This window comes from Sodalis ligni, assembly GCF_016865525.2.
Classification (GTDB): Bacteria; Pseudomonadota; Gammaproteobacteria; order Enterobacterales; family Enterobacteriaceae; genus Acerihabitans; species Acerihabitans ligni.
Window position 1 is genome coordinate 3,210,121 of the sequence record NZ_CP075169.1, and the last position, 19,713, is coordinate 3,229,833.

At 57.2% G+C, this 19,713-nt stretch carries 21 protein-coding genes and 3 pseudogenes; 20 read left to right on the plus strand and 4 right to left on the minus strand.

The features are described 5' to 3' along the window. Positions 1-3 precede the first annotated feature (3 nt). The 19 genes and pseudogenes from GTU79_RS14920 (at position 4) to GTU79_RS31415 (ending at position 15,612) form a co-directional block, all read left to right on the plus strand. Positions 4-747 (plus strand): propanediol/glycerol family dehydratase medium subunit, encoded by a 744-nt coding sequence (locus GTU79_RS14920; protein WP_203521352.1) that lies wholly within the window; start codon positions 4-6, stop codon positions 745-747. Between the two features lie 64 nt (positions 748-811). Beyond that, positions 812-1,329: pseudogene (gene pduE, locus GTU79_RS14925) on the plus strand (propanediol dehydratase small subunit PduE). A 72-nt stretch (positions 1,330-1,401) separates the two neighbouring features. Continuing rightward, positions 1,402-3,226, plus strand: a pseudogene (locus GTU79_RS14930) (diol dehydratase reactivase subunit alpha). Next, positions 3,223-3,579 (plus strand): glycerol dehydratase reactivase beta/small subunit family protein, encoded by a 357-nt coding sequence (locus GTU79_RS14935; protein ID WP_203521350.1) that lies wholly within the window; start codon positions 3,223-3,225, stop codon positions 3,577-3,579. The pseudogene GTU79_RS14930 and the gene GTU79_RS14935 overlap by 4 nt, the downstream one beginning before the upstream one ends. 48 nt (positions 3,580-3,627) lie before the next feature. Then, positions 3,628-3,918 carry a propanediol utilization microcompartment protein PduA gene (gene pduA / locus GTU79_RS14940; RefSeq protein WP_132921497.1) on the plus strand — a complete coding sequence of 97 codons (291 nt, stop codon included), beginning with the start codon at positions 3,628-3,630 and terminating at the stop codon, positions 3,916-3,918. 15 nt (positions 3,919-3,933) lie between these two features. Continuing rightward, positions 3,934-4,416: a BMC domain-containing protein gene (locus GTU79_RS14945; RefSeq protein ID WP_214514115.1), complete on the plus strand. Its 483-nt coding sequence runs from the start codon at positions 3,934-3,936 to the stop codon at positions 4,414-4,416. Then, positions 4,416-5,043 (plus strand): annotated as a pseudogene (pduL, locus tag GTU79_RS14950) (phosphate propanoyltransferase). The gene GTU79_RS14945 and the pseudogene pduL overlap by 1 nt, the downstream one beginning before the upstream one ends. Before the next feature lie 2 nt (positions 5,044-5,045). Next, positions 5,046-5,594 carry a PduM family microcompartment protein gene (gene pduM / locus GTU79_RS14955; protein WP_132921494.1) on the plus strand — a complete coding sequence of 183 codons (549 nt, stop codon included), beginning with the start codon at positions 5,046-5,048 and terminating at the stop codon, positions 5,592-5,594. A 2-nt stretch (positions 5,595-5,596) separates the two neighbouring features. Further along, a complete protein-coding gene (locus tag GTU79_RS14960; protein ID WP_132921493.1) occupies positions 5,597-5,869 on the plus strand; it encodes a EutN/CcmL family microcompartment protein in 273 nt (90 codons plus the stop codon). 19 nt (positions 5,870-5,888) lie between these two features. Beyond that, positions 5,889-7,058 carry a cob(I)yrinic acid a,c-diamide adenosyltransferase gene (locus GTU79_RS31130; RefSeq protein WP_203521348.1) on the plus strand — a complete coding sequence of 390 codons (1,170 nt, stop codon included), beginning with the start codon at positions 5,889-5,891 and terminating at the stop codon, positions 7,056-7,058. Then, on the plus strand, positions 7,058-8,446 hold the full coding sequence (locus tag GTU79_RS14970) for an aldehyde dehydrogenase family protein (RefSeq protein ID WP_203521347.1): 1,389 nt from the start codon (positions 7,058-7,060) through the stop codon (positions 8,444-8,446). The genes GTU79_RS31130 and GTU79_RS14970 overlap by 1 nt, the downstream gene beginning before the upstream one ends. A gap of 31 nt (positions 8,447-8,477) precedes the next feature. Continuing rightward, positions 8,478-9,587: a 1-propanol dehydrogenase PduQ gene (locus tag GTU79_RS14975; protein WP_203521346.1), complete on the plus strand. Its 1,110-nt coding sequence runs from the start codon at positions 8,478-8,480 to the stop codon at positions 9,585-9,587. Between the two features lie 17 nt (positions 9,588-9,604). Further along, a complete protein-coding gene (eutS, locus tag GTU79_RS14980; protein ID WP_132921489.1) occupies positions 9,605-9,955 on the plus strand; it encodes an ethanolamine utilization microcompartment protein EutS in 351 nt (116 codons plus the stop codon). A gap of 3 nt (positions 9,956-9,958) precedes the next feature. Beyond that, the gene (locus tag GTU79_RS14985) at positions 9,959-10,387 is read left to right on the plus strand and encodes a EutP/PduV family microcompartment system protein (RefSeq protein WP_132921488.1); all 429 of its coding nucleotides are present in this window, start codon (positions 9,959-9,961) and stop codon (positions 10,385-10,387) included. Positions 10,388-10,403: 16 nt separating this feature from the next. Continuing rightward, entirely contained in the window at positions 10,404-11,591 is a 1,188-nt protein-coding gene (locus GTU79_RS14990) for an acetate/propionate family kinase (protein ID WP_203521345.1), read from the plus strand. 42 nt (positions 11,592-11,633) lie between these two features. Next, the gene (cobA, locus tag GTU79_RS14995; RefSeq protein ID WP_132921486.1) at positions 11,634-12,365 is read left to right on the plus strand and encodes a uroporphyrinogen-III C-methyltransferase; all 732 of its coding nucleotides are present in this window, start codon (positions 11,634-11,636) and stop codon (positions 12,363-12,365) included. A 13-nt stretch (positions 12,366-12,378) separates the two neighbouring features. Next, positions 12,379-13,458, plus strand: coding sequence for a threonine-phosphate decarboxylase CobD (gene cobD, locus GTU79_RS15000; RefSeq protein WP_203521344.1), 1,080 nt, complete (start codon positions 12,379-12,381; stop codon positions 13,456-13,458). A gap of 121 nt (positions 13,459-13,579) precedes the next feature. Continuing rightward, positions 13,580-14,440, plus strand: a complete 861-nt coding sequence (locus tag GTU79_RS15005) for a GHMP family kinase ATP-binding protein (RefSeq protein ID WP_203521343.1) — start codon at positions 13,580-13,582, stop codon at positions 14,438-14,440. Positions 14,441-14,934: 494 nt separating this feature from the next. Then, on the plus strand, positions 14,935-15,612 hold the full coding sequence (locus tag GTU79_RS31415; protein WP_203521342.1) for a fibronectin type III domain-containing protein: 678 nt from the start codon (positions 14,935-14,937) through the stop codon (positions 15,610-15,612). Positions 15,613-15,724: 112 nt separating this feature from the next. Here GTU79_RS31415 and GTU79_RS15015 read toward each other — a convergent pair whose 3' ends face one another. The 4 genes from GTU79_RS15015 to GTU79_RS15030 all read right to left on the minus strand — a co-directional run bounded on the left by GTU79_RS15015 (position 15,725) and on the right by GTU79_RS15030 (position 17,989). Next, positions 15,725-16,438, minus strand: a complete 714-nt coding sequence (locus GTU79_RS15015; RefSeq protein ID WP_203521341.1) for an RES family NAD+ phosphorylase — start codon at positions 16,436-16,438, stop codon at positions 15,725-15,727. Then, positions 16,432-16,836: an MbcA/ParS/Xre antitoxin family protein gene (locus tag GTU79_RS15020; protein ID WP_132921481.1), complete on the minus strand. Its 405-nt coding sequence runs from the start codon at positions 16,834-16,836 to the stop codon at positions 16,432-16,434. The genes GTU79_RS15015 and GTU79_RS15020 overlap by 7 nt, the downstream gene beginning before the upstream one ends. Positions 16,837-16,922: 86 nt before the next feature. Next, positions 16,923-17,705 carry a hypothetical protein gene (locus GTU79_RS15025; protein ID WP_214513096.1) on the minus strand — a complete coding sequence of 261 codons (783 nt, stop codon included), beginning with the start codon at positions 17,703-17,705 and terminating at the stop codon, positions 16,923-16,925. Further along, positions 17,693-17,989, minus strand: coding sequence for a hypothetical protein (locus tag GTU79_RS15030; RefSeq protein WP_214513097.1), 297 nt, complete (start codon positions 17,987-17,989; stop codon positions 17,693-17,695). The genes GTU79_RS15025 and GTU79_RS15030 overlap by 13 nt, the downstream gene beginning before the upstream one ends. A gap of 833 nt (positions 17,990-18,822) precedes the next feature. Here GTU79_RS15030 and GTU79_RS15035 point away from each other — a divergent pair. Continuing rightward, positions 18,823-19,089 (plus strand): hypothetical protein, encoded by a 267-nt coding sequence (locus GTU79_RS15035; protein ID WP_214513098.1) that lies wholly within the window; start codon positions 18,823-18,825, stop codon positions 19,087-19,089. Positions 19,090-19,713: the final 624 nt, after the last annotated feature.

Here is a 19,713-nt window from a genome sequence, read left to right on the forward strand (position 1 = left end):
ATAATGGAAATTAACGAAACGCTGTTGCGGCAGATCATCGGCGACGTATTAAACCAGATGCAGACCGGGGACAACCCTATCTCCTTTGCGCCCTCGCCCGCCGCCGGAAACGGCCCTGCCGCCGGCGCCTCCAGAGGCGCCGCAGGCAACAGTATCACCGCTAACGGCATTCCCGGCGACAACATTCCCGGCGATAAACAGCCCAACGGCTTTTTAACCGTCATCGGCGACGCCAAACCCGGCGCCCGCAAGGATGAAGTGGTCATCGCCGTCGGACCGGCGTTCGGCCTGTCGCAAACCACCAATATCACCGGCGTGCCGCACCAGCGGATTCTGCGGGAGCTGATTGCCGGCATTGAGGAAGAAGGGATCCGCGCCCGGATCATCCGCTGCTTTAAATCCTCCGACGTGGCCTTTGTGGCGGTGGAAGGCAATCGGCTCAGCGGCTCCGGTATCTCGGTGGGCATTCAGTCCAAAGGCACCACGGTTATCCATCAGCGCGGCCTGCCGCCGCTGTCGAATCTGGAGCTGTTTCCCCAGGCGCCGCTGCTGACGCTGGAAACCTATCGCCTGATCGGTAAAAACGCCGCCCGCTATGCCAAAGGCGAATCGCCTGATCCGGTGCCGACCCTCAACGATCAGATGGCCCGGCCCAAATACCAGGCCAAGTCGGCGGTGCTGCATATCAAAGAAACCAAATATGTAGTGACGGGTAAACAGCCGCAGGAACTGCGCGTCGCGCTCTGAACGCCGCCATGTCACCTGTCTCAACGTGGACCGCTCCCGGCGGGAGCGAATAAAGGTAACGACGATGAATGCACAAGCAATTGAAACCCTGGTGCGCGACGTGCTGGCGCGCATGAACAGCCAGGATACGGCGCCCGAGGCGGCGGTCCCCACCACGGCGGGCCGCGTTCGCGCCGGCGGGGCGGACTATCCGCTGGCGAATAAACATCCGGAGTGGGTAAAAACCGCCAGCGGCAAAACCCTGGACGATTTGACCCTTGAAGGCGTGCTGAGCGGGAAGGTCACGGCCCAGGACGTGCGCATTACGCCGGAAATACTCCGCATCCAGGCGGATATCGCCCGCGCCGCCGGCCGTGGTTTGCTGGCAATGAACTTTGAACGCGCCGCCGAGCTTACCGCGGTGCCGGATGAGCTGGTGCTGGAAATCTACAATGCTTTGCGCCCTTTCCGTTCCAGTAAAGAAGAACTGCTGGCTATCGCCGATGAGCTGGAGAGCCGCTATAACGCCGCCATCTGCGCCGGTTTCGTGCGTGAAGCCGCCGAACTTTATGTCCAGCGCAAAAGCTGAAAGGCGACGATTAACCACAGATCACCAACGACAGATCTTCAACTACAGATTTTTAACGACAGGATGACCGGCGGGCGGAGCGACTCATGGTTTATATCGTAGGTGTGGATATCGGCAACTCGTCCACCGAGGCGGCGCTGGCTAAAGTCTCCCCGGCGGGAGCCCCGCTTTATCGCCAGTTCATTGACCCAGACCACCGGGATCAAAGGCACCAAACGCAACCTGTCGGGCATTTTGCAAGCGCTGAACAGCGTGGTGGCGCAGGCCGGCATAGCCCTGGGGGATGTGAGCACCATCAGGCTGAACGAAGCGACGCCGGTAATCGGCGATGTGGCGATGGAAACCATCACCGAAACCGTGATAACCGAATCCACCATGATAGGCCATAACCCGAAAACCCCCGGCGGGCTGGGCCTCGGCGCCGGCATTACCATTGGCTTCGGCGAACTGCTGTCCCGTACCCCGGACCAGCCCTATATCGTTGTCGCACCGGCCGAGCTGGATTTCGCCGATATCGCCGCCATGATCAACGCGGCGGTAAAGGCCGGTTTCCGGATTACCGCGGCGATACTGCAACGGGATGACGGCGTACTGGTGAGCAACCGGCTGGATAAACCCCTGCCCATCGTGGACGAAGTGCTGCATATCGACAGGGTCCCGCTGGGCATGCCGGCGGCGGTGGAAGTGGCGGCCCAGGGCAAGGTGATTACCCAGCTTTCCAATCCTTATGGCATCGCTACCGTCTTTAATCTCACCGCCGACGAAACCCGCGCCATCGTACCGGTAGCCCGCTCGTTAATCGGCACCCGCTCGGCGGTGGTGGTGAAAACCCCCAAGGGCGATGTCAAGGCGCGCACCATTCCGGCCGGGCACCTGGAGCTGTATGCCGGTAACCGCATAATCCGCATCGACGTTCACCAGGGGGCGGAAAAAATCATGAGCGCGGTGTCCGCCCTCGGCAGGCTCGACAATGCCGGCGGCGAATCCGGCACCCATATCGGCGGCATGCTGGAGCAGGTGCGCCAGACCATGGCGGAACTGACCAATAAAGAGCCGGCGGCGATAGCTATCCAGGACCTGCTGGCGGTGGATACCTTTGTGCCGGTGAACGTCAAGGGCGGTCTGGCGGGGGAGTTTTTTATGGAACAGGCGGTGGGCATCGCCGCGATGGTGAAATCGGATCGCCTGCAAATGGAGGATATCGCCCGTGCGCTGCAAGGCCAAACCGGAGTACGCGTCGCCCGCGGCGGCGCGGAGGCGGAAGCGGCCATCCTCGGCGCGCTGACCACCCCGGGCACCCGGCCGCCCCTGGCTATTCTTGATTTAGGCGCCGGCTCTACCGATGCCTCGATTATCAATGGCGACCGCCGCATCGTCGCTACCCATCTGGCGGGGGCCGGAGACATGGTAACGCTGCTAATCGATTCGGAGCTGGGGCTGGAACAGCGCCAACTGGCGGAGGACATCAAAAAATCCCCCCTGGCCAAAGTGGAGAGCCTGTTTCATATCCGCCATGAGGACGGCAGCGTGCAGTTCTTCGATACCGCCCTGCCCCCGGCGGTGTTCGCCCGGGTGGTGGTGGTCAAGGAGGACGGGTTGGTGCCCCTGCCCGGTGATATGGCGCTGGAAAAGGTCCGGCTGGTGCGCCGCGCCGCCAAGGAGCGGGTGTTTGTCACCAATGCCCTGCGGGCGCTGGCCCAGGTCAGCCCCACCGGTAATATCCGCGATATTCCCTTTGTGGTGCTGGTGGGCGGGTCGTCGCTGGATTTCGAGATCCCGCAGTTGATAACCGACGCGCTGGCCCGCTACGCCCTGGTGGCGGGTCGCGGCAATGTTCGCGGCACGGAAGGACCGCGCAATGCCGTCGCCACCGGTTTGGTACTGTCCTGGAACCGGGAAGGCGCGTCATGAGCCTGACTGAAATGACCCGGCCGGCCATTTTGCTGCTGGCCGATACGGCGGCAAAACGGCCGGGGTGGCGGCAACTGCTGCTGGGCATGGAGGAAGAAGGTATTCCTTTCGTCATCAACGACATGGACCAGCAGGCTATGCCGCTGGCGGATCGGGCCCATCTGGCCGCATCGGTTTCACCGCTGTCGGTGGGCATCGCAGTGGGCACGGAAGATATCGCGGTGCACGATCCCCATTTGCCCGCCCACCAGCCGCTGTTTGTGCTGACGCGGTATCCAAGCCGCCCGGCGGAGGAAATCCGCCGGCTGGGCTGCAATGCGGCGCGGCTGGTGAAAGGTCTACCGTTCAAATAATACCGGGCAACACGCCTTTTTTGCGTCGCCCTAAACAGGAGAGAAGTGATGAATAACGCGTTGGGACTAATCGAAACCAAAGGTCTGGTGGGCGCCATTGTGGCGGCGGATGCCATGGTCAAATCGGCCAATGTTCAACTGGTGGGCTATGAGAAGATCGGATCGGGCCTGGTCACGGTCATGGTGCGCGGCGATGTCGGCGCGGTCAAGGCGGCGGTGGATGCGGGCGCGGCGGCGGCGGAGGGCGTGGGCAACGTTATTTCCACCCACGTTATTCCCCGGCCCCATTCGGACGTGGAGGGTTTCCTGCCGAAATCCGCTCCGGTATCGGGTGAATAAGCCGGAGGCGGCGGTATGAAAACCTCCCTGGGTTTACTTGAAGTCGCCGGCCTGGCGCTGGCGGTCAAGGCGGCGGACCGCATGGTCAAAGCGGCCGACGTCAAGATAACCGGCATCGAGAGAACCAACGGCTCCGGCTGGATGCTGGTGAGCGTGACCGGCGACGTGGCCTCGGTCAAGGCGGCCATTACGGACGGCGCGGCGCTGGCCCGCCTTGAGCACGGCTGGGGGGCGGACCGGGTGATTGCCCGCCCCGCCGCCGCTCTGGCGAGCTGGATAGCGCCCAAGGGCGCATCCGCGGTTTCGGAACAGGAGACCGGCGATACCGAACCGTCGCCGCCAGGGCCGGCGCCGGCCCACAGCGAGTCGGCGGCCATTCCCGCGCCGGCGGCCGGCTGTAATCTATGTCATGACCCGGCGTGTACGCGGCGTAAAGGCGAACCCCGCGGGGCATGTCTTCACTATGCGCTTCACCATGCGCAAAGAGGCGACCTGTGATGGAAACCCTGGAACTGCGGTCTCTGGTGGAAAACGTACTGCTCGATATGCAACGGCGGCCCATACCGCTGGGCATCTCGAACCGGCATTTGCATTTATCCCTTGAGGATTACGAGCATTTATTTCCAGGCCGTCCCCTGATTTTCAAAAAGGATTTGTATCAGCCGGGCCAGTTCGCCTCCGAACAGGTGGTTGACCTGGTGGGCCCCAAAGGCCAGCTAAAAAATGTGCGTATTCTCGGCCCGCTGCGCGGCAGGTCGCAGGTGGAAATTTCCCGCACCGATGCCCGTTTGCTGGGCCTTGACGCTCTGCTGCGGTTGTCCGGCGACTTACAGGATACCCCGGCATCCGGCTGGTGAGCGCCAGCGGCGAAATGGCATTGCCCCATGGCGTCATCGTGGCGCAACGGCATATCCATATGTCGCCCCTGGATGCGCTGCTGTTCGGCGTCAAACAAGGTGATCAGGTGCGGGTTGCGCTGCGTGGAACCGGCCGCGGGCTGATATTCGACGACGTGGCGATTCGGGTGGGCGAGCATATGCGCTTGAAATGCATATCGACACCGACGAGGCGAACGCGGCGGATGCCGGTGCCGCCGGCGCATCGGCGGTGCTGGTGGAGCGCTGAGCATGGCCGCCGAACTGATGCAGCGGCAGGATGCTACGCCGGGCACGGATGCCGGGCCGGCGCGGGAGCAATGGATAGCGGAGTGCGTGGCGCGGGTGATAGCCCGTTTGCAGTTGCGTCGGCACGCCGAACTGGTGCTCACCTTGGCGTCGCTGGCGCGGGAGTGGTCGGATGACGCCCCCCTGGGCCATGCCCGTCTGCGCGTCACGCACACCACAGCGGCTTTTTTGCGCCGGCTGGCCGCCGGCACGGAAGAGGACGCGGCCATGGACGTGCTGCGCCAGGCCTGGCGTTGCGGTTTAATCGTAACCCTGGAGCTCGATCCGGCAGAATTCGGCCGGCTGCCGGTAAGCGGATTGGCGCGCCTGCCGCTGCGTTATTGCACCGCTGACGGCATGGCGGTGCATTTACTGGCCCGCCGGGTGGCCGGCTACGCCGATATCGCAGCCCTGTCGCCGGGTTATCTGGTGCTGGCCCGCGCCGTGCTGCTTACCGCGCTGGCCAGGGACGAGGCAGCTAAACGAGGTCTTCAACTTTACAGGCAGGAGTAAACATGCAATTGGCGCGCGTTATCGGCTCGGTGGTCTCGACCCAGAAATCCCCTTCGCTGCTGGGCAAGAAATTGATGGTGATCGAACCGGTCAACGCAGACGGTTCCTCTCCCGCCGGCATCTACCAACAGGAAGTGGCGGTGGATTCCGTCGGCGCCGGGGAAGGCGAGATCGTGCTGGTGGCGCGCGGCGCCTCGGCGCGGTGGGTTTTTGCCGAACCGAACCAGGCCATCGATTTGGCCATTGTCGGCATCATCGACAGTTTTGTTCCTTAACGAGGTATAAGGAGCTGGCATGAGCATTTATACCAAAACCGGCGATAACGGCACCACATCCCTTATCGGCGGGCAGCGGCTGAAAAAGTATCACCCGCGGGTTGAGGCCTACGGCACGGTGGACGAGCTTAACGCCTGCCTGAGCGTGGCCGCCCGGCAGATGGAGGATCCGCTCAACCGGCAACGGGTGCTGGAGATACAACATCAGCTGTTCTGGCTGGGGGCCGAACTGGCGGACGCCCAGCCGGAGCAACGGAACGCCGTGGTGCAGCGTATCGGCGCCGAGCACATCGAGCGGCTGGAACACACTATCGATCGCTGCATGACGGCGCTGCCGCCGGTGAGCGGTTTTGTCTTGCCCGGCGATACGCCGGCGGGCAGCCAGCTTCATTTGGCCCGCACCGTGGCGCGGCGGGCGGAGCGGCTGGTGGCGCGGTTGGCGGACGAGGCGACGATCCGCCCTGAAGTGCTGCGCTACCTTAACCGGCTGTCGGATTGCCTCTACGCCCTGGCGCGCAGCGAAGATCAAAACGGAAAAAACGAGGCGGTCATCGGCGAAGTGATGCGGCGCTATCTGGCGGCGGCCGGCGTTGAACAAACCATTGCCGATGGAGAAAGTTCATGGCGTCGCGACAAACCGGGGACCTTTCTGGAAAGTGACGTTATCGCCTGGCCGAATGCCCGGCATCACGACACATCGCAATCCGGCACGAAAAGCCGCTATCTCATTGAGCAAAGCAGTCCGCTGCCGCCGTCTGCTCCTCTGAGCACATCGGATGGTCCTGATTTCGCCCTGGTGCACGGTCTGATGCGGGCGGTCCTGGACGCGGCGCGGGAGCTGGCGGTGGCGGTGGTGATATCCATCGTCGATCCCCACGGCAATCAGGTTATGACCTATCGTATGCCCGATGCGCTGCTGGCCTCGCTGGAGCTGGCGCCGAAAAAGGCCTTTAGCGCCGTGGCGCTGAAAACCGCCACCCACAATCTCGCTCCGGCGGTACAGCCGGGGGCCGCGCTTTATCAACTGGAAGCCTCGATGGGCGGCAAGATTGTCACCTTCGGCGGCGGCTATCCGCTCTATCGCGCCGGCCGGCTGGTGGGCGGGCTGGGCATCAGCGGCGGAACCGTCGACCAGGACCGGCAAATCGCCCAACGGGCCATCACGCAATGTCATGTGGGGAAAGAGTAATGAATAGCAATGAACTGGAAACGCTGATCCGGACCATCCTGAGCGAAAAGCTCGAACCCGCCCGGCGGGATAATACTACCTCGGCGCTGTTCGATGATGTGGATCAGGCGGTAGGCGCCGCCCGTGCCGCTTTTCTCACCTATCAGCAATGTCCGCTGAAAACCCGCAGCGCGGTGATAGCCGCCCTGCGCCGCGAACTGGCGCCCCATCTGCAAGCGCTGGCGGAACGCGGCGCCGAGGAGACCGGCATGGGCAAGGTGGAGGATAAGCTGCTGAAAAACCGCGCAGCGCTGGAAAACACCCCTGGCGTTGAGGACCTGGTGACCACCGCGTTTACCGGCGATGAAGGCATGGTGCTGTTCGAATATTCGCCGTTCGGCGTCATTGGCGCGGTAGCCCCCAGCACCAACCCCACCGAAACCATCATCAATAACTGTATCAGCATGCTGGCGGCCGGCAACACCGTTTTTTTCAGCCCGCACCCCGGCGCCAAAAATGTATCGTTGTGGCTCATTGAACAAATTGAAGCCATTATGTTCACTGCCTGCGGTATTCATAACCTGGTGACCTGCCTGCGCGAACCGGGCTTCGAGTCGACGCAGCAAATGATGAAACACCCCGACATCGCCCTGCTGGCCGTTACCGGCGGTCCCGGCATCGTCAATATGGCGCTGCACAGCGGCAAAAAGACTATCGGCGCCGGCGCCGGCAATCCGCCGAGCCTGGTGGACGAAACCGCGGTTATCGATAAAGCCGCCCAGGATATCGTCAGCGGCGCGTCGTTTGATTACAATCTGCCCTGCACCGCCGAAAAAAGCCTGATTGTGGTGGAAAGCGTGGCCAATGCGCTGCTGGCGGAAATGCAAAAATGCGGCGCCATGCTGATAACCGGCGGCGAAAACATCGATAAGCTGCGCCGGCTGGCCATCATCGACGATCACGCCAATAAAGCGGCGGTGGGAAAAAGCCCCGCGGCATTATTGAAAATGGCCGGGCTGCCGGTGCCGGATAAAGCGCCGCGCCTGCTGCTGGCGGAAGTGCCCGCCGATGACCCGCTGGTAATGGTGGAGCAACTGATGCCGATCCTGCCGATGGTTCGGGTACGGGATTTCGACGCCGGACTGCAATTGGCGCTGAAGGTTGAAGGCGGCCTGCACCATACCGCCACCATGCATTCGCAAAACGTCTCGCGCCTGAATAAAGCGGCACGGCTGCTGCAAACCTCGATATTTGTCAAAAACGGTCCCTCCTATGCCGGGATCGGCGTCGGCGCCGAAGGTTTCACTACCTTCACCATCGCCACGCCTACCGGCGAAGGCACCACGTCGGCGCGCAATTTCGCCCGCCACCGCCGCTGCGTCCTCACCAACGCGTTTTCAATCCGTTGAGGGCCATACGTTGAGCAAAAAAGGTAAAGCCATGAAACGTTTTTGGATCCCAACGCGGGTCTACAGCGGCACCGACAGCCTGGACCAGTTGGAGCGGTATCGCGGCAAGGACGTCTGGGTGGTGTGCGACGCGTTCCTGGCCCGGAGCGACGCCATAACGCGCCTGACGGCGCATCTGGACGCCGATCGGGTCAGCCTGTTCAGCGATATCATGCCCGATCCCCCCATCACCACGGTGGTGGCGGGAATCAGCCTGCTGCAGGCCATCAAACCGCAGGTGGTGATAGGTTTCGGCGGCGGCTCCGCCATTGACGCCGCCAAAGCCATGGTCTTTTTCGGCCGCAAGCTGGGCATCACCATTGAAACTTTTATCGCGATTCCCACCACCAGCGGCACCGGCTCTGACGTTAGCAGCGCCAGCGTGATAAGCGATCCGGCGCTGGGGGTAAAATATCCGCTGTTCGACGAGGGGATTTATCCCGATATCGCCCTGCTGGACCCCCAATTGACGGTATCGGTGCCTCAGTCAGTGACCGCCAATACCGGCATGGACGTCCTGACCCACGCCATCGAAGCCTATGTCTCCACCGGCGCCAGCGATTTCAGCGATGCGCTGGCGGAAAAGGCCGCCCAACTGGTGTTCCATTTTTTGCCCGCCGCCTGCCGCAAGGGAGATTGCCTGCCATCACGGGAAAGGATGCACAACGCCGCTACGTTGGCCGGCATGGCGTTCAGCCAGGCCGGGCTGGGCATGACCCATGCCATCGCCCACCAGTTCGGCGGCCAGCTGCACGTGGCGCACGGCTTGGCCAATGCATTGCTGTTAACCGAGGTGATCCGCTTTAACAGCCGGGATACCCGGGCGACGAAAAAATATGCCCGCCTGTCCCGGTTATGCGCGCTGGCGCCCTGGCAAAGCGACGACCGGGCCGCCTTGCAGCAGTTACTCAATCACATCGCCCAGATGAAACGCGAAATCGGCATTGCCCCGTCGTTAAGCGCCTTATCACTGGGGAGTGAAAAAATACGCCTCGCCAGGCCGGCGATGGTAAGCGCGGCATTACATGACGCTACCCTTGCCACCAATCCGCGTCCGGTAGCGGACAGGGATATCGAGGCGATAATAGACGCCGTTGTTTAGCTCAAAAGCAGGCCAACATGAATACCGATGGTAAAACCGAACGCGTGATTCAGGAATATGTCCCCGGCAAACAAATCACGCTGGCGCATTTAATCGCCAATCCCAATAAAGATATTTATAAAAAGCTCGGCCTGAATGAAGATGACGATGCCATCGGTATTCTTACCATCACACCCAGCGAAGGGTCGATTATTGCCAGCGATATCGCCACCAAGTCCGGCGCGGTAAAAATCGGCTTTATCGATAGGTTTACCGGCGCGGTGATTATTTGCGGCGACGTCTCGTCAGTGGAGTATGCCCTAAAGCAGGTGATATATACCCTGGGGGACGTAATGAAATTCACGCCCTGCCCACTGACCCGGACCTGAGGAATGAAACGTTTGCTGCTGCTGGGACCGAGCCGGTCGGGGAAAACCACCTTATTGCAGTGTTTACGCGGCGAGCCGCTGGTGTACCGGAAAACCCAGTCAATGGTCTATTTGGACGACGCCATCGACAGCCCCGGAGAATATATCGAGCACCGCCATTTCTATAATGCGCTGCTCTCCAGCGCCTATGAAGCCGACGTGGTGGGGCTGGTGCAAAACCTTGACAGTGAAAATGGTTATTTCTCACCCATGTTTGCCACCCTGTTTAATAAACCGGTTATCGGCATCATCACCAAGATGGATATTCCGGTAAGTGAAAAACAGCGGGAATTTATTATTTATCAATTAAAGCAGGCCGGCGCAGATCCGCTTTTCTGCGTATCGGCCACGGGGCGGAAAGGTTTAACGCCGCTGCTGACGTATCTGAAATAATATTTCGGAGCAACAGATGACACACCTTATTTTGGCGGTTAATTCCGGCAGTTCCTCGCTTAAATTTGAATTATTTTCCATGCCGGATGAAATCACCCTGGCTAAAGGGCTGTTTGAACGGTTGGGCACCGGCAGCGCGTTATTTACCCTGCAAGCCGACGGCAATAAATACCGGGTCACCCTGCCCATCAGCAATCATCAGCAGGCGGCGGATTATCTGCTGGATGCGCTGGTGAAGCACGGCATCGTCACCTCTCTGGCAACCATCGGCGGCGTCGGCCACCGCGTCGCCCACGGCGGCGAATATTTCAAGGATTCAGCGCTGATCGACCCGTCGTCGCTGGCGGAAATTGAAAAACTCGGTGATTTGGCTCCCAGCCATAATCCCATCAATGCCCGCGGCATCAGAGCATTTTCCCGACGGCTGCCGCAGGCGGTAACGGTGGGGGTGTTCGACACCTCGTTTCATCAGACCCTTGGCGAAGCCGGCTATCTCTACCCGCTCCCCTACCGCTATTATGCGGATTACGGTATCCGCCGCTACGGTTTTCACGGCACCAGTCATAAATACGTCGGCGAAACCTGCGCCCGCCTGATGGGCCGGGACAGCCGGCAGTTACGGATGATTTCCTGCCACCTGGGCAACGGCGCCAGTCTGTGCGCTATTCAAAACGGGCTTTCGGTGGCCACCACCATGGGATTTACGCCCCTGGCCGGGCTGATGATGGGCACCCGCTGCGGCGATATCGATCCATCGATTTTGCCGTTTATCGCCGAACGGGAAAATAAATCTGCACAACAATTGCTTGAGATCATGAATAACCAGTCCGGATTGCTTGGGATATCGGGAATTTCAAATGACTGTCGTGATATTGTAAACGCCGTTACGGCCGGTCATCACCGCGCCGAACTGGCGCTAACCATGTTTACCGATCGGATCCGCAGCGCTATGGGCGGGTATGCCGCGCACATGGGCGGACTTGACGCGGTCATTTTCACCGCCGGGATTGGCGAAAATTCCGCCGAGATTCGCCGGCGGGTATGCCGTAATCTCGGATTCTTCGGCATCCGGTTGAACGAGGATAAAAATCAGCGCCATGAGACGTTTATTCAGCAGGACGGGGCGCCGGTAACCGTAGCGGTAATCCCCACCCATGAAGAGTTGATGATCGCCCGCGACGTTCTGCGGGTCGGTCTTTGTTAATAATCAGTGCAATAATAGACGGTGCAAATCAAGAGGTGCGGCATGTCGGGTAAGGTTTGGCTGGTGGGCGCCGGTCCGGGCGATCCGGGACTGATGACGGTGATGGGGATGCAGTGTCTGCGCCAGGCGGACGCGGTGGTATACGATCGCCTGGTGAACCCCGTGCTGCTTAAGGAGACCGCCCCTCACTGCGTGTTGATAGACGTGGGCAAGCGAGCCGATCACCACCCGATCCCCCAGGAACAGATTAATGCCATTTTGATAGAACAGGCCGGACTGGGTCGCAAGGTGGTGCGCCTGAAAGGCGGCGACCCCTTTGTTTTCGGGCGCGGCGGCGAAGAAGCCGAAGCCTTGGCCCGCGCCGGCATTGCCTGCGACGTGGTGCCGGGCATTACCTCGGCCATCGGCGGCCTGGCCCGGGCCGGTATCCCGGTTACCCACCGTGATTTCGCCTCGTCTTTCCATGTGATAACCGGCCATCTGCGCGATGGAAAAGATCCCCATAACTGGCGGCTGCTGGCGCAGCTGGAGGGCACGCTGGTTATTTTGATGGGCATGTCGCGACTGGCGGATATTTGCCGGCAGTTGATGGATCACGGACGGGCAGCCGACACCCCGGCGGCGGTGGTGATGAACGCCAGCCATCCCGAACAGCGCATGGTGCTGGCCACCCTGGCGACGCTCCCGGAGCAATCCCGCCTGGCCGGATTGGGGGCGCCGTCGCTGATCGTTATCGGCGAGGTGGCCTCGCTGGCGCTGCTGCAAATGATGTAAGGAGTGTTCTACTATGGCGGATCCCGGTCAGCACGGCGGAAACGTGCTGGAAACGGCGTTAAAACTGGGCATCGATGCAAATTCTCTCACCGATTTCAGCGCCAATATCAATCCCCTCGGTATGCCGGCGCGCCTGCGCGAGGCCTTGGCGGCACAGCTGGCGCTGGCGGAGCGCTACCCAGACCCTTTATACCGCCGCTTGCACCAGCGGCTCGCACGGCATCATGGCTGTCCCGAATCCTGGATACTGGCGGGCAACGGCGCCACGGAGCTTATCTTTGATCTCGCTTGCCTGCTGCGACAGAAAACCGTACTGCTGCTGACGCCGGGCTTTGCCGAATACCGCCGCGCCCTGCAGTGGATGGAATGCCGCATCGTGGACTATCCGCTGGCGGAGCAAGACGATTTTCGCCCCGATCACCGTTTACTGTCGGCCCTGCGGCCGGGTATTCACGCCCTGTTCCTGTGCACGCCCAATAATCCCACCGGCCAGTTAATCGAACCCGATCTGCTGCTGGCAATCGCCCGGCGCTGTCAGGAACAGAATATTTTGCTGGTAATTGATGAAGCGTTTATGGATTTTATTCCCGACGCTGTCGGCATGATCCCGGAACTGGGTCATTGGCCCAATATCTTCGTATTGCGCTCCCTTACCAAATTTTACGCCATTCCAGGCCTGCGGCTCGGTTATCTGGTGAGCGGCAATAGCCAAGCGATGCAACAATTACGCAGCCGCCGCCCGCCGTGGACCATCAATGCTTTTGCCGCCCTGGCGGGAGAGATGGTGCTGGACGATCGGGAGTATCAGCAGCGCACCCGGCAATGGCTGCGGGAAGAGCAGTCCTACCTGCAGGCGGGACTGCAATCGCTGCCCGAGATAAAAATCTGGCGGCCGGCCGCAAACTATATCTTCCTGCGCTGTCTGCGTCAGGGGTTTGATCTGCAGACCGCCCTGCTGGACTATCGTCTGCTGATACGCAGCTGTGGCAATTATCCCGGACTCACCGCCGACTATTATCGGCTGGCTGTCCGCGGCCATGAGGAAAACCGCCGCCTGCTGGACGCCATGACACGGATTTTCTCCCATGGCTGATAACCATTACCCGCCCGTCCGCGGAGAAATTTCTCATGGCTGACGCCCCTTATCCGCCCGTCCGCGGGGAAATTTCTCGTGGCTGACGCCCCTTATCCGCCCGTCCGCGAGGGAATTCCCCATGGCTGACGCCCGCTGTCCGGCCTCATGCGGCGAGCTTATCCAGGGCTGGATCGCCGGCGGCGAGAAGCTGATTTCCTGCCCCATCGATTGGTACAGCGAAGTGGAGGTCAGCGAAGGAGAGCCGGCGGCGGACGAACGCCCCCTGAGCCGGCGTATGCTGCAGCAGGTCATCGACTATTTCGGCTATCAAATAGGCGATATCCCTCCATTGCGTATAGACTGCCGCTCCACCATCCCCATCGCCAAGGGGCTGGCCAGCAGTACGGCGGATATTGCCGCCACCGCCATCGCCACCGCCCGCTTTTTGCACCGATCGCTGGATGAATGCCAACTGGCGGATCTCTGCCTGCGTCTGGAGCCCACCGACAGTACGGTATTCCGGGCGCTGACGCTATTCGATCATCGCCATGGCACCTGCCATATTGCCCACCCATGGTTGCCCGTACTGGACATAGTGATTCTGGAAAGCGCCGATACCCTCACCACCGCCGCCTTCCATCGCCACATCGGCACGGATCCGGTACGCCAACAGGCCGAAATATTGGACCGCGCCTGGCAGCTATTCCAAACCGCCTGCCGCAGCGGATCCCGCCGAAAACTAGGGGAAGCAACTACCCTGAGCGCCGTTGCCAGCGAACTGTTCCTGCCCAAACCGGCGTTTGACGCCCTGCTGCGCGCGGTGGAGCGTCATGACCTGTTCGGCCTGAACGTTGCCCACAGCGGCACGGTGGTGGGACTGCTGCTGGATCCCCAGCGGCATGACCCGGGCCGGCTAATAGCCGAATTGGCGCAAAGCGGCGTTTTGCGGCATTATCCACGCCAGCATGTCACCCGTATGGTGCCGGGCGGGGTACGCTAGGGCTGATAAAAATCGCTTATCAAATTATGCAATTGGCAATTATAGGTTAAGTGCATGCTATATTATGCACTTGATGATCCTGATGAAAATTATAATACTAGGAATATTCATTATTCTATTATGGCAAGTAGATATGAATATTCACGAAAATTCATGACAGTGATTATTTTTATTATACACACCAACGGAATATTTTATAATCGAACACGTTTTCACGTAGATGACCTCACGAGAGGAATTTTTATGCGATATTACCCCTATGCATATAACAATCCTATCGGCAATAATTGGAAAATAACATGGCACTCTAAGTGTCTGACAAGAAAAGATGATTTATCTGCTATTTTAAGCAATTGACGGCTTATGGGAAAATGATATCTTTCTAATATGCCATATAGGCCAATTAATACTATACCAGCGGTGTAATATGTTAACCGTAAAAACGATATAGATTCTGGATGGATGAAATACTAAAAATATTTTTTAATTTTATAATGACAAATAAAGATTACCCCTGTAATGGTCGGCCATTCGCAAACCCGCCGGCTAAGCCAGAAAATTTTCGTATTATTGAACGTGGTCAAAATTTCGTGCAGGTACAGTGGACAGCCGGTCAGTATGGCGCGCCCGTTTACAGTTATTCAGTCTTTGTATCGGCTCCGGCAGGCGCCGGTTACCCTCGCATTGTCACAGCCGCCTATCAGAATGCAACCTATGCCAATGTATCGGGTTTATTGCCGAATGTGACCTATTATTTCTATGTTGTCGCCACTGGCTACGATGGCCTATTTAGCCCCCTGTCGGACCCTCTTCAGGTTGTGGCAACATTACCTATCCCTTCTCAACCACCCTATTGCTGGCCCCACCCCCACCCCCAGCCGCGGCCGCGGCCGCCCTATAATCCGCCGAATCCAGGATGCTGTCCGCCCCCGCGGCCGCCCTACAATCCGCCGAATCCCGGAGGCTATCCGCCTCCGCGGCCGCCCTATAATCCGCCGAATCCAGGATGCTGTCCGCCCCCGCGGCCGCCTTATAATCCGCCGAATCCAGGATGCTATCCGCCTCCGCGGCCGCCCTATAATCCGCCGAATCCCGGATGCTGTCCGCCTCCGCGGCCGCCCTATAATCCGCCGAATCCCGGATGTTGTGATCATGATGGCCGAGGCTACTAAGAAACTGTAAGTGGGTAAAAGACGTTATTTTGATCCCGGCTATTATCGCTGCCCCGTAACGGGGCAGCAAATCAGACGCCTAAAAGCGAGGGCGTATTTTGAAAAATACGGATTACTTGAGCGTTCGCGAGGAGACGATGCGGTCAATTTTGCTGATTTTTTTACCATCCCAGATAAATTCATAGTGAGCGCTTTGCTGAACGCTTTTTACCCCCTTCGGGGTGAACAGTCCCCAGCACACCGCGCCCGGCCGTCTGACCGAGCGATAGCGCAGCGTCCTGCAGCCTTGGCTTTTCAAAGACCGCCCCAACGCCCTTGCGGCGCTATAGCTATGGGCATCGTAAACCGGATGGGAAAGCGGTAGCGCCAGCGCATCAATCGCCGGCTCCGGATCGAAGATAAACAGCAGGCTGCGCATCACCATGCGATCATATTTCAAACCATCGATTAATTGCCAGTAATGTTCCTGATGATAAGTCACCTCCGTCAAGGCGGTAGCCATCTCATCGGCAATATACAACATGCCGTACGAGCCATCGGAAAAGCGGCTACCCAAGGGATTGACATGGGTAAATGGCGCTACCGCATAGGAGCAGCCGGTTATGCCGAAGGGAATATCACCGGCAGGCAAAAAACCCGGCGACCCGGCGCTGTTTCGCAAACGTGGATTCGTCAGCGCCTGCAACTCATAGAGGGTTTCAAACTCCTCCTCATCAGCGACGTCGTCAAACAGCGCGATCGGCGGATATTTTGAATTGATTAAGCGATAACCCCGCTGGCGCTGAATGCTCAGGGAGGGAAGATCCAGCGGTTGTTCTGTCACCATATGCCGCCACGCAAGGCATCGATATGCTTATAGACTTCGTACAGGGTACCGAAATGGCCTGTGCCAATCAGTTCCAGCGGCGCTTGCCCGTTAAAATAAGGGGTGTGATTTTTCATGGCCATAAAACCGTAGACGTTTTCCGGATTTTCAAACAGCGTACGCAGCGCGCCATGAATATTGAGCAGATAACTTATGCGCTCAAACTGATCGTGGCTTAGTTGCGCCGCCGCCGGGTCCTTCCTCAATTTGTAAAAGGACGCTTTAGACATTTGAAGTATGGCCTGCATCTGTTCAGGAGTGCTGCCCCATTTTTCCAAAATGGACATCGCCGTCTTCAAACCGACGGCGGCGGCCCTTTTTTTATCTTGATAGCGCTCTAATTTCTGCGGTATCGCCATGCCATGCCCCCTTTCGTTTTGGTCTTAGAATAGACTATATTCCTATTAAAGTCTATATAGAGACAAACATTGGAAGATTAGCGACGCTACCTGTAAAACAGATCCGGCATTATTTTGGCGGACGAGATAAATTTATAGGGGAACAACTCACCTTCGCGGTATTCAAAATTGATAGTGGAAAGGGATTTGGAATAGACCAACTCGTTTTTGCGGGCAATATGCAGGATGGTAAATGGCAGAGTACTGACCTCGTAAGTAATGGCGTTTTGCCTGACCAGGGCGATGTTGTCCAACTGATAACAGGGGCTTTTGCCTGATTTATCCACCGTCAGAAATTCATTGAGATCCTCAAGCCATCTTAGCTCGCCCTCTGTAATCCGCCCCGTCTCGCTATTTCGATTCACGGAATCACATATCCGGCCAAACACATCACTTAACAGATCGCGGGAATGCTTTTGCAAGCGGTAAGTGGCGATCACCATGACAGCGGATCGCTTTCCATTACTTTTCCGATCGCTTCGCGCCGAATATTCCTCCATCGCCTTGATGAAATCAGACGCCGTGCGCGCAGAGCCGGCGGCGGTATTATCATTGGAAACGATCTTTCGGGACTCGTGCTCCAAATATTCTCGCAGGGTGACTTTCAGGATCCGGTTAATCTGCGGCCGAACGATGCTTTTAGCCTTATGGGCAGACCTCGACGCCTGCGACCGAAGGTTTTTAGCGTCTAACAGTAAATTTTCATTGAAGTCCCCCGGTGAAATGATAAAGCTGCCGAGACTTTCTCCGGGTTTTATAGATTGATAGCCATGTTCATCGGAGCTTGCCCGTTGCAATGCCAGTTTGATGCTTTCAATCAACGCTGCCACATTGCCGTCGGCGCCAGTGACGATGAGAGGAAAATCCGAGCGATCCGGGCCGCTGATTTGCGCCCCGGAGAAGTTGCAGTCTTCAACGGGTGTATTTGTTGTATTTCTTTCCAAAACGCCCAGAGGGAGAATTTCCGATGCAGCGACTTGTCATCTAAATGAAAATATCTGGAAATTTTATTATGACTCAAAGGTAATCGTTGATTCGATTCCTCAAACAGCGGCAGCGGATAACACATGATTTGCTTTCCGGGCGCATCCGAACCAGTCATGGCGATAGGCATGATCTTTCTTTCATGGAACGCATTCAACGATGAACTCAGGTAAGTGGTTTTGGCAGATTTTTCTTTTAGAAGAACATTTGTATCTCCCAAACCGCTTATGGTGACGCTTTCCTTTTGGCATAATCGCAAAATTCATGGTGGCGGCGACGCCCTGTGCGGTACGAGGCAGCACAAGATAGGTATTAGCGTTTGCCATAAAACCGATCTGGCCCCGAAGTTCACTTTTGGCCTCCAATGACAGAGTGATGTTTTTGTCCCTGGTTTTTCAGCGTTGCATCGGTTATCCACTTCTCTACCTGTCCATTCATAGTGTTGGGGCTAAACAGTATTCCCAAAACAAGTCGATATGGCTCCATTCGATTTTAAAACTGAAATTATGCTCGTTTTCCGCATTCCCTGCCGCGATGAAATTGGCCTCCACCGGGAGAACGGTGATGAGATCAATACCCCTGCCGAGAGAAGCTTGCCTTTCTCTTCCAGACCCTGGCCGGTACCGGCCAATGCCACGAGTGAGCGGGCTTTGTTTCTGATGAAGCTAAAGAGATCTTGCCGCTTTCGCTTTTGGTAAGGGTAAGGCTATCCTGTTTACCCCAACGCGCCAATGTCCCGGCAAACCATCCTGGAATAGGCAATCCAGCTGCCGCGACACCTATAAAAACGCAGTACTTTTGCTTATATTCAGAGAAATAGATTCATTTTCCTCTAATGAACTCAACGAAAGCTTTAGCATTTGTTCTAAGGACTCCGCCGGTCCAATGTAATCGGTGGCGGAAGAAAACACCTTCCTGAGCCTCTTATCCTGAACAAAATCGGTAAGCGGCAGAACCTCCTGAATGACCTCGTGGCGCGGAGTTAAACCTGAGGGTATTTTTTGGCCAGACAACCTCCCTCGCCGTTTCAAACATGCATTGCAGACCGGGATCAAAGGCTTTTGCCATAAAGCGTCCAGTTCGGTATTTGTCACCGGCAAAATGGGCGTTTTGGCTTTTGAAATTCCCGCGAAAATTATCAATCACAGAAGAAAACAAGGGAATATTTTTGCTACTGAAATTACCCAGCCGTTGTCTGTCAAATGGCAGACCGGAGTGGACTTTTCATAAGGATCCGCGCCGGTTCCCGAATAAAAATTTTGCACTGGCTTATGGCTTAAATGCTTGACATGGCAGGTTTGCATATTGACATGATGGGGTGAGAAATACATGATACTGGTTCCTCCATCCTGCTCAATGCATAATTTAACTTGATTAGCCACTTTTGTTGCCGATAAAATTTTCGCTCTGGAGGGCAGAGGCATAGTAAGCCGATGCTTCATAAAATCATAATTATATCGATATTTATCATTCCAAATCTCATTTAAATATATGGATCCATTTGTAAAAAAAATTCGATCGAATTTCTTTCATCCAGGCTAAATTGCAATAATAAAGATTTATGGAAAGGTTCAGACAATTTTATTATCTGTAATCCAATATATGAAGCGGTATCCAATGGTCTATCTACATATATTTCTTTTGTTATACCTTCCATAGTGAAGTTAATTTCATATTGCACATTTTCGTTTTTCCCCAGGCAATCAGCTTCCCTTCCTGGTTGATATTTAACCGAGAAAATTGTATTTTACGCTCTTCCCACAGATCAATTTTAGCAATATAAAACTTTGTGTTCTGGGTAGCCTTCACCCAGCACCTTTTAAAAAATCACTACTTTTCCCTTTAATTAACAAT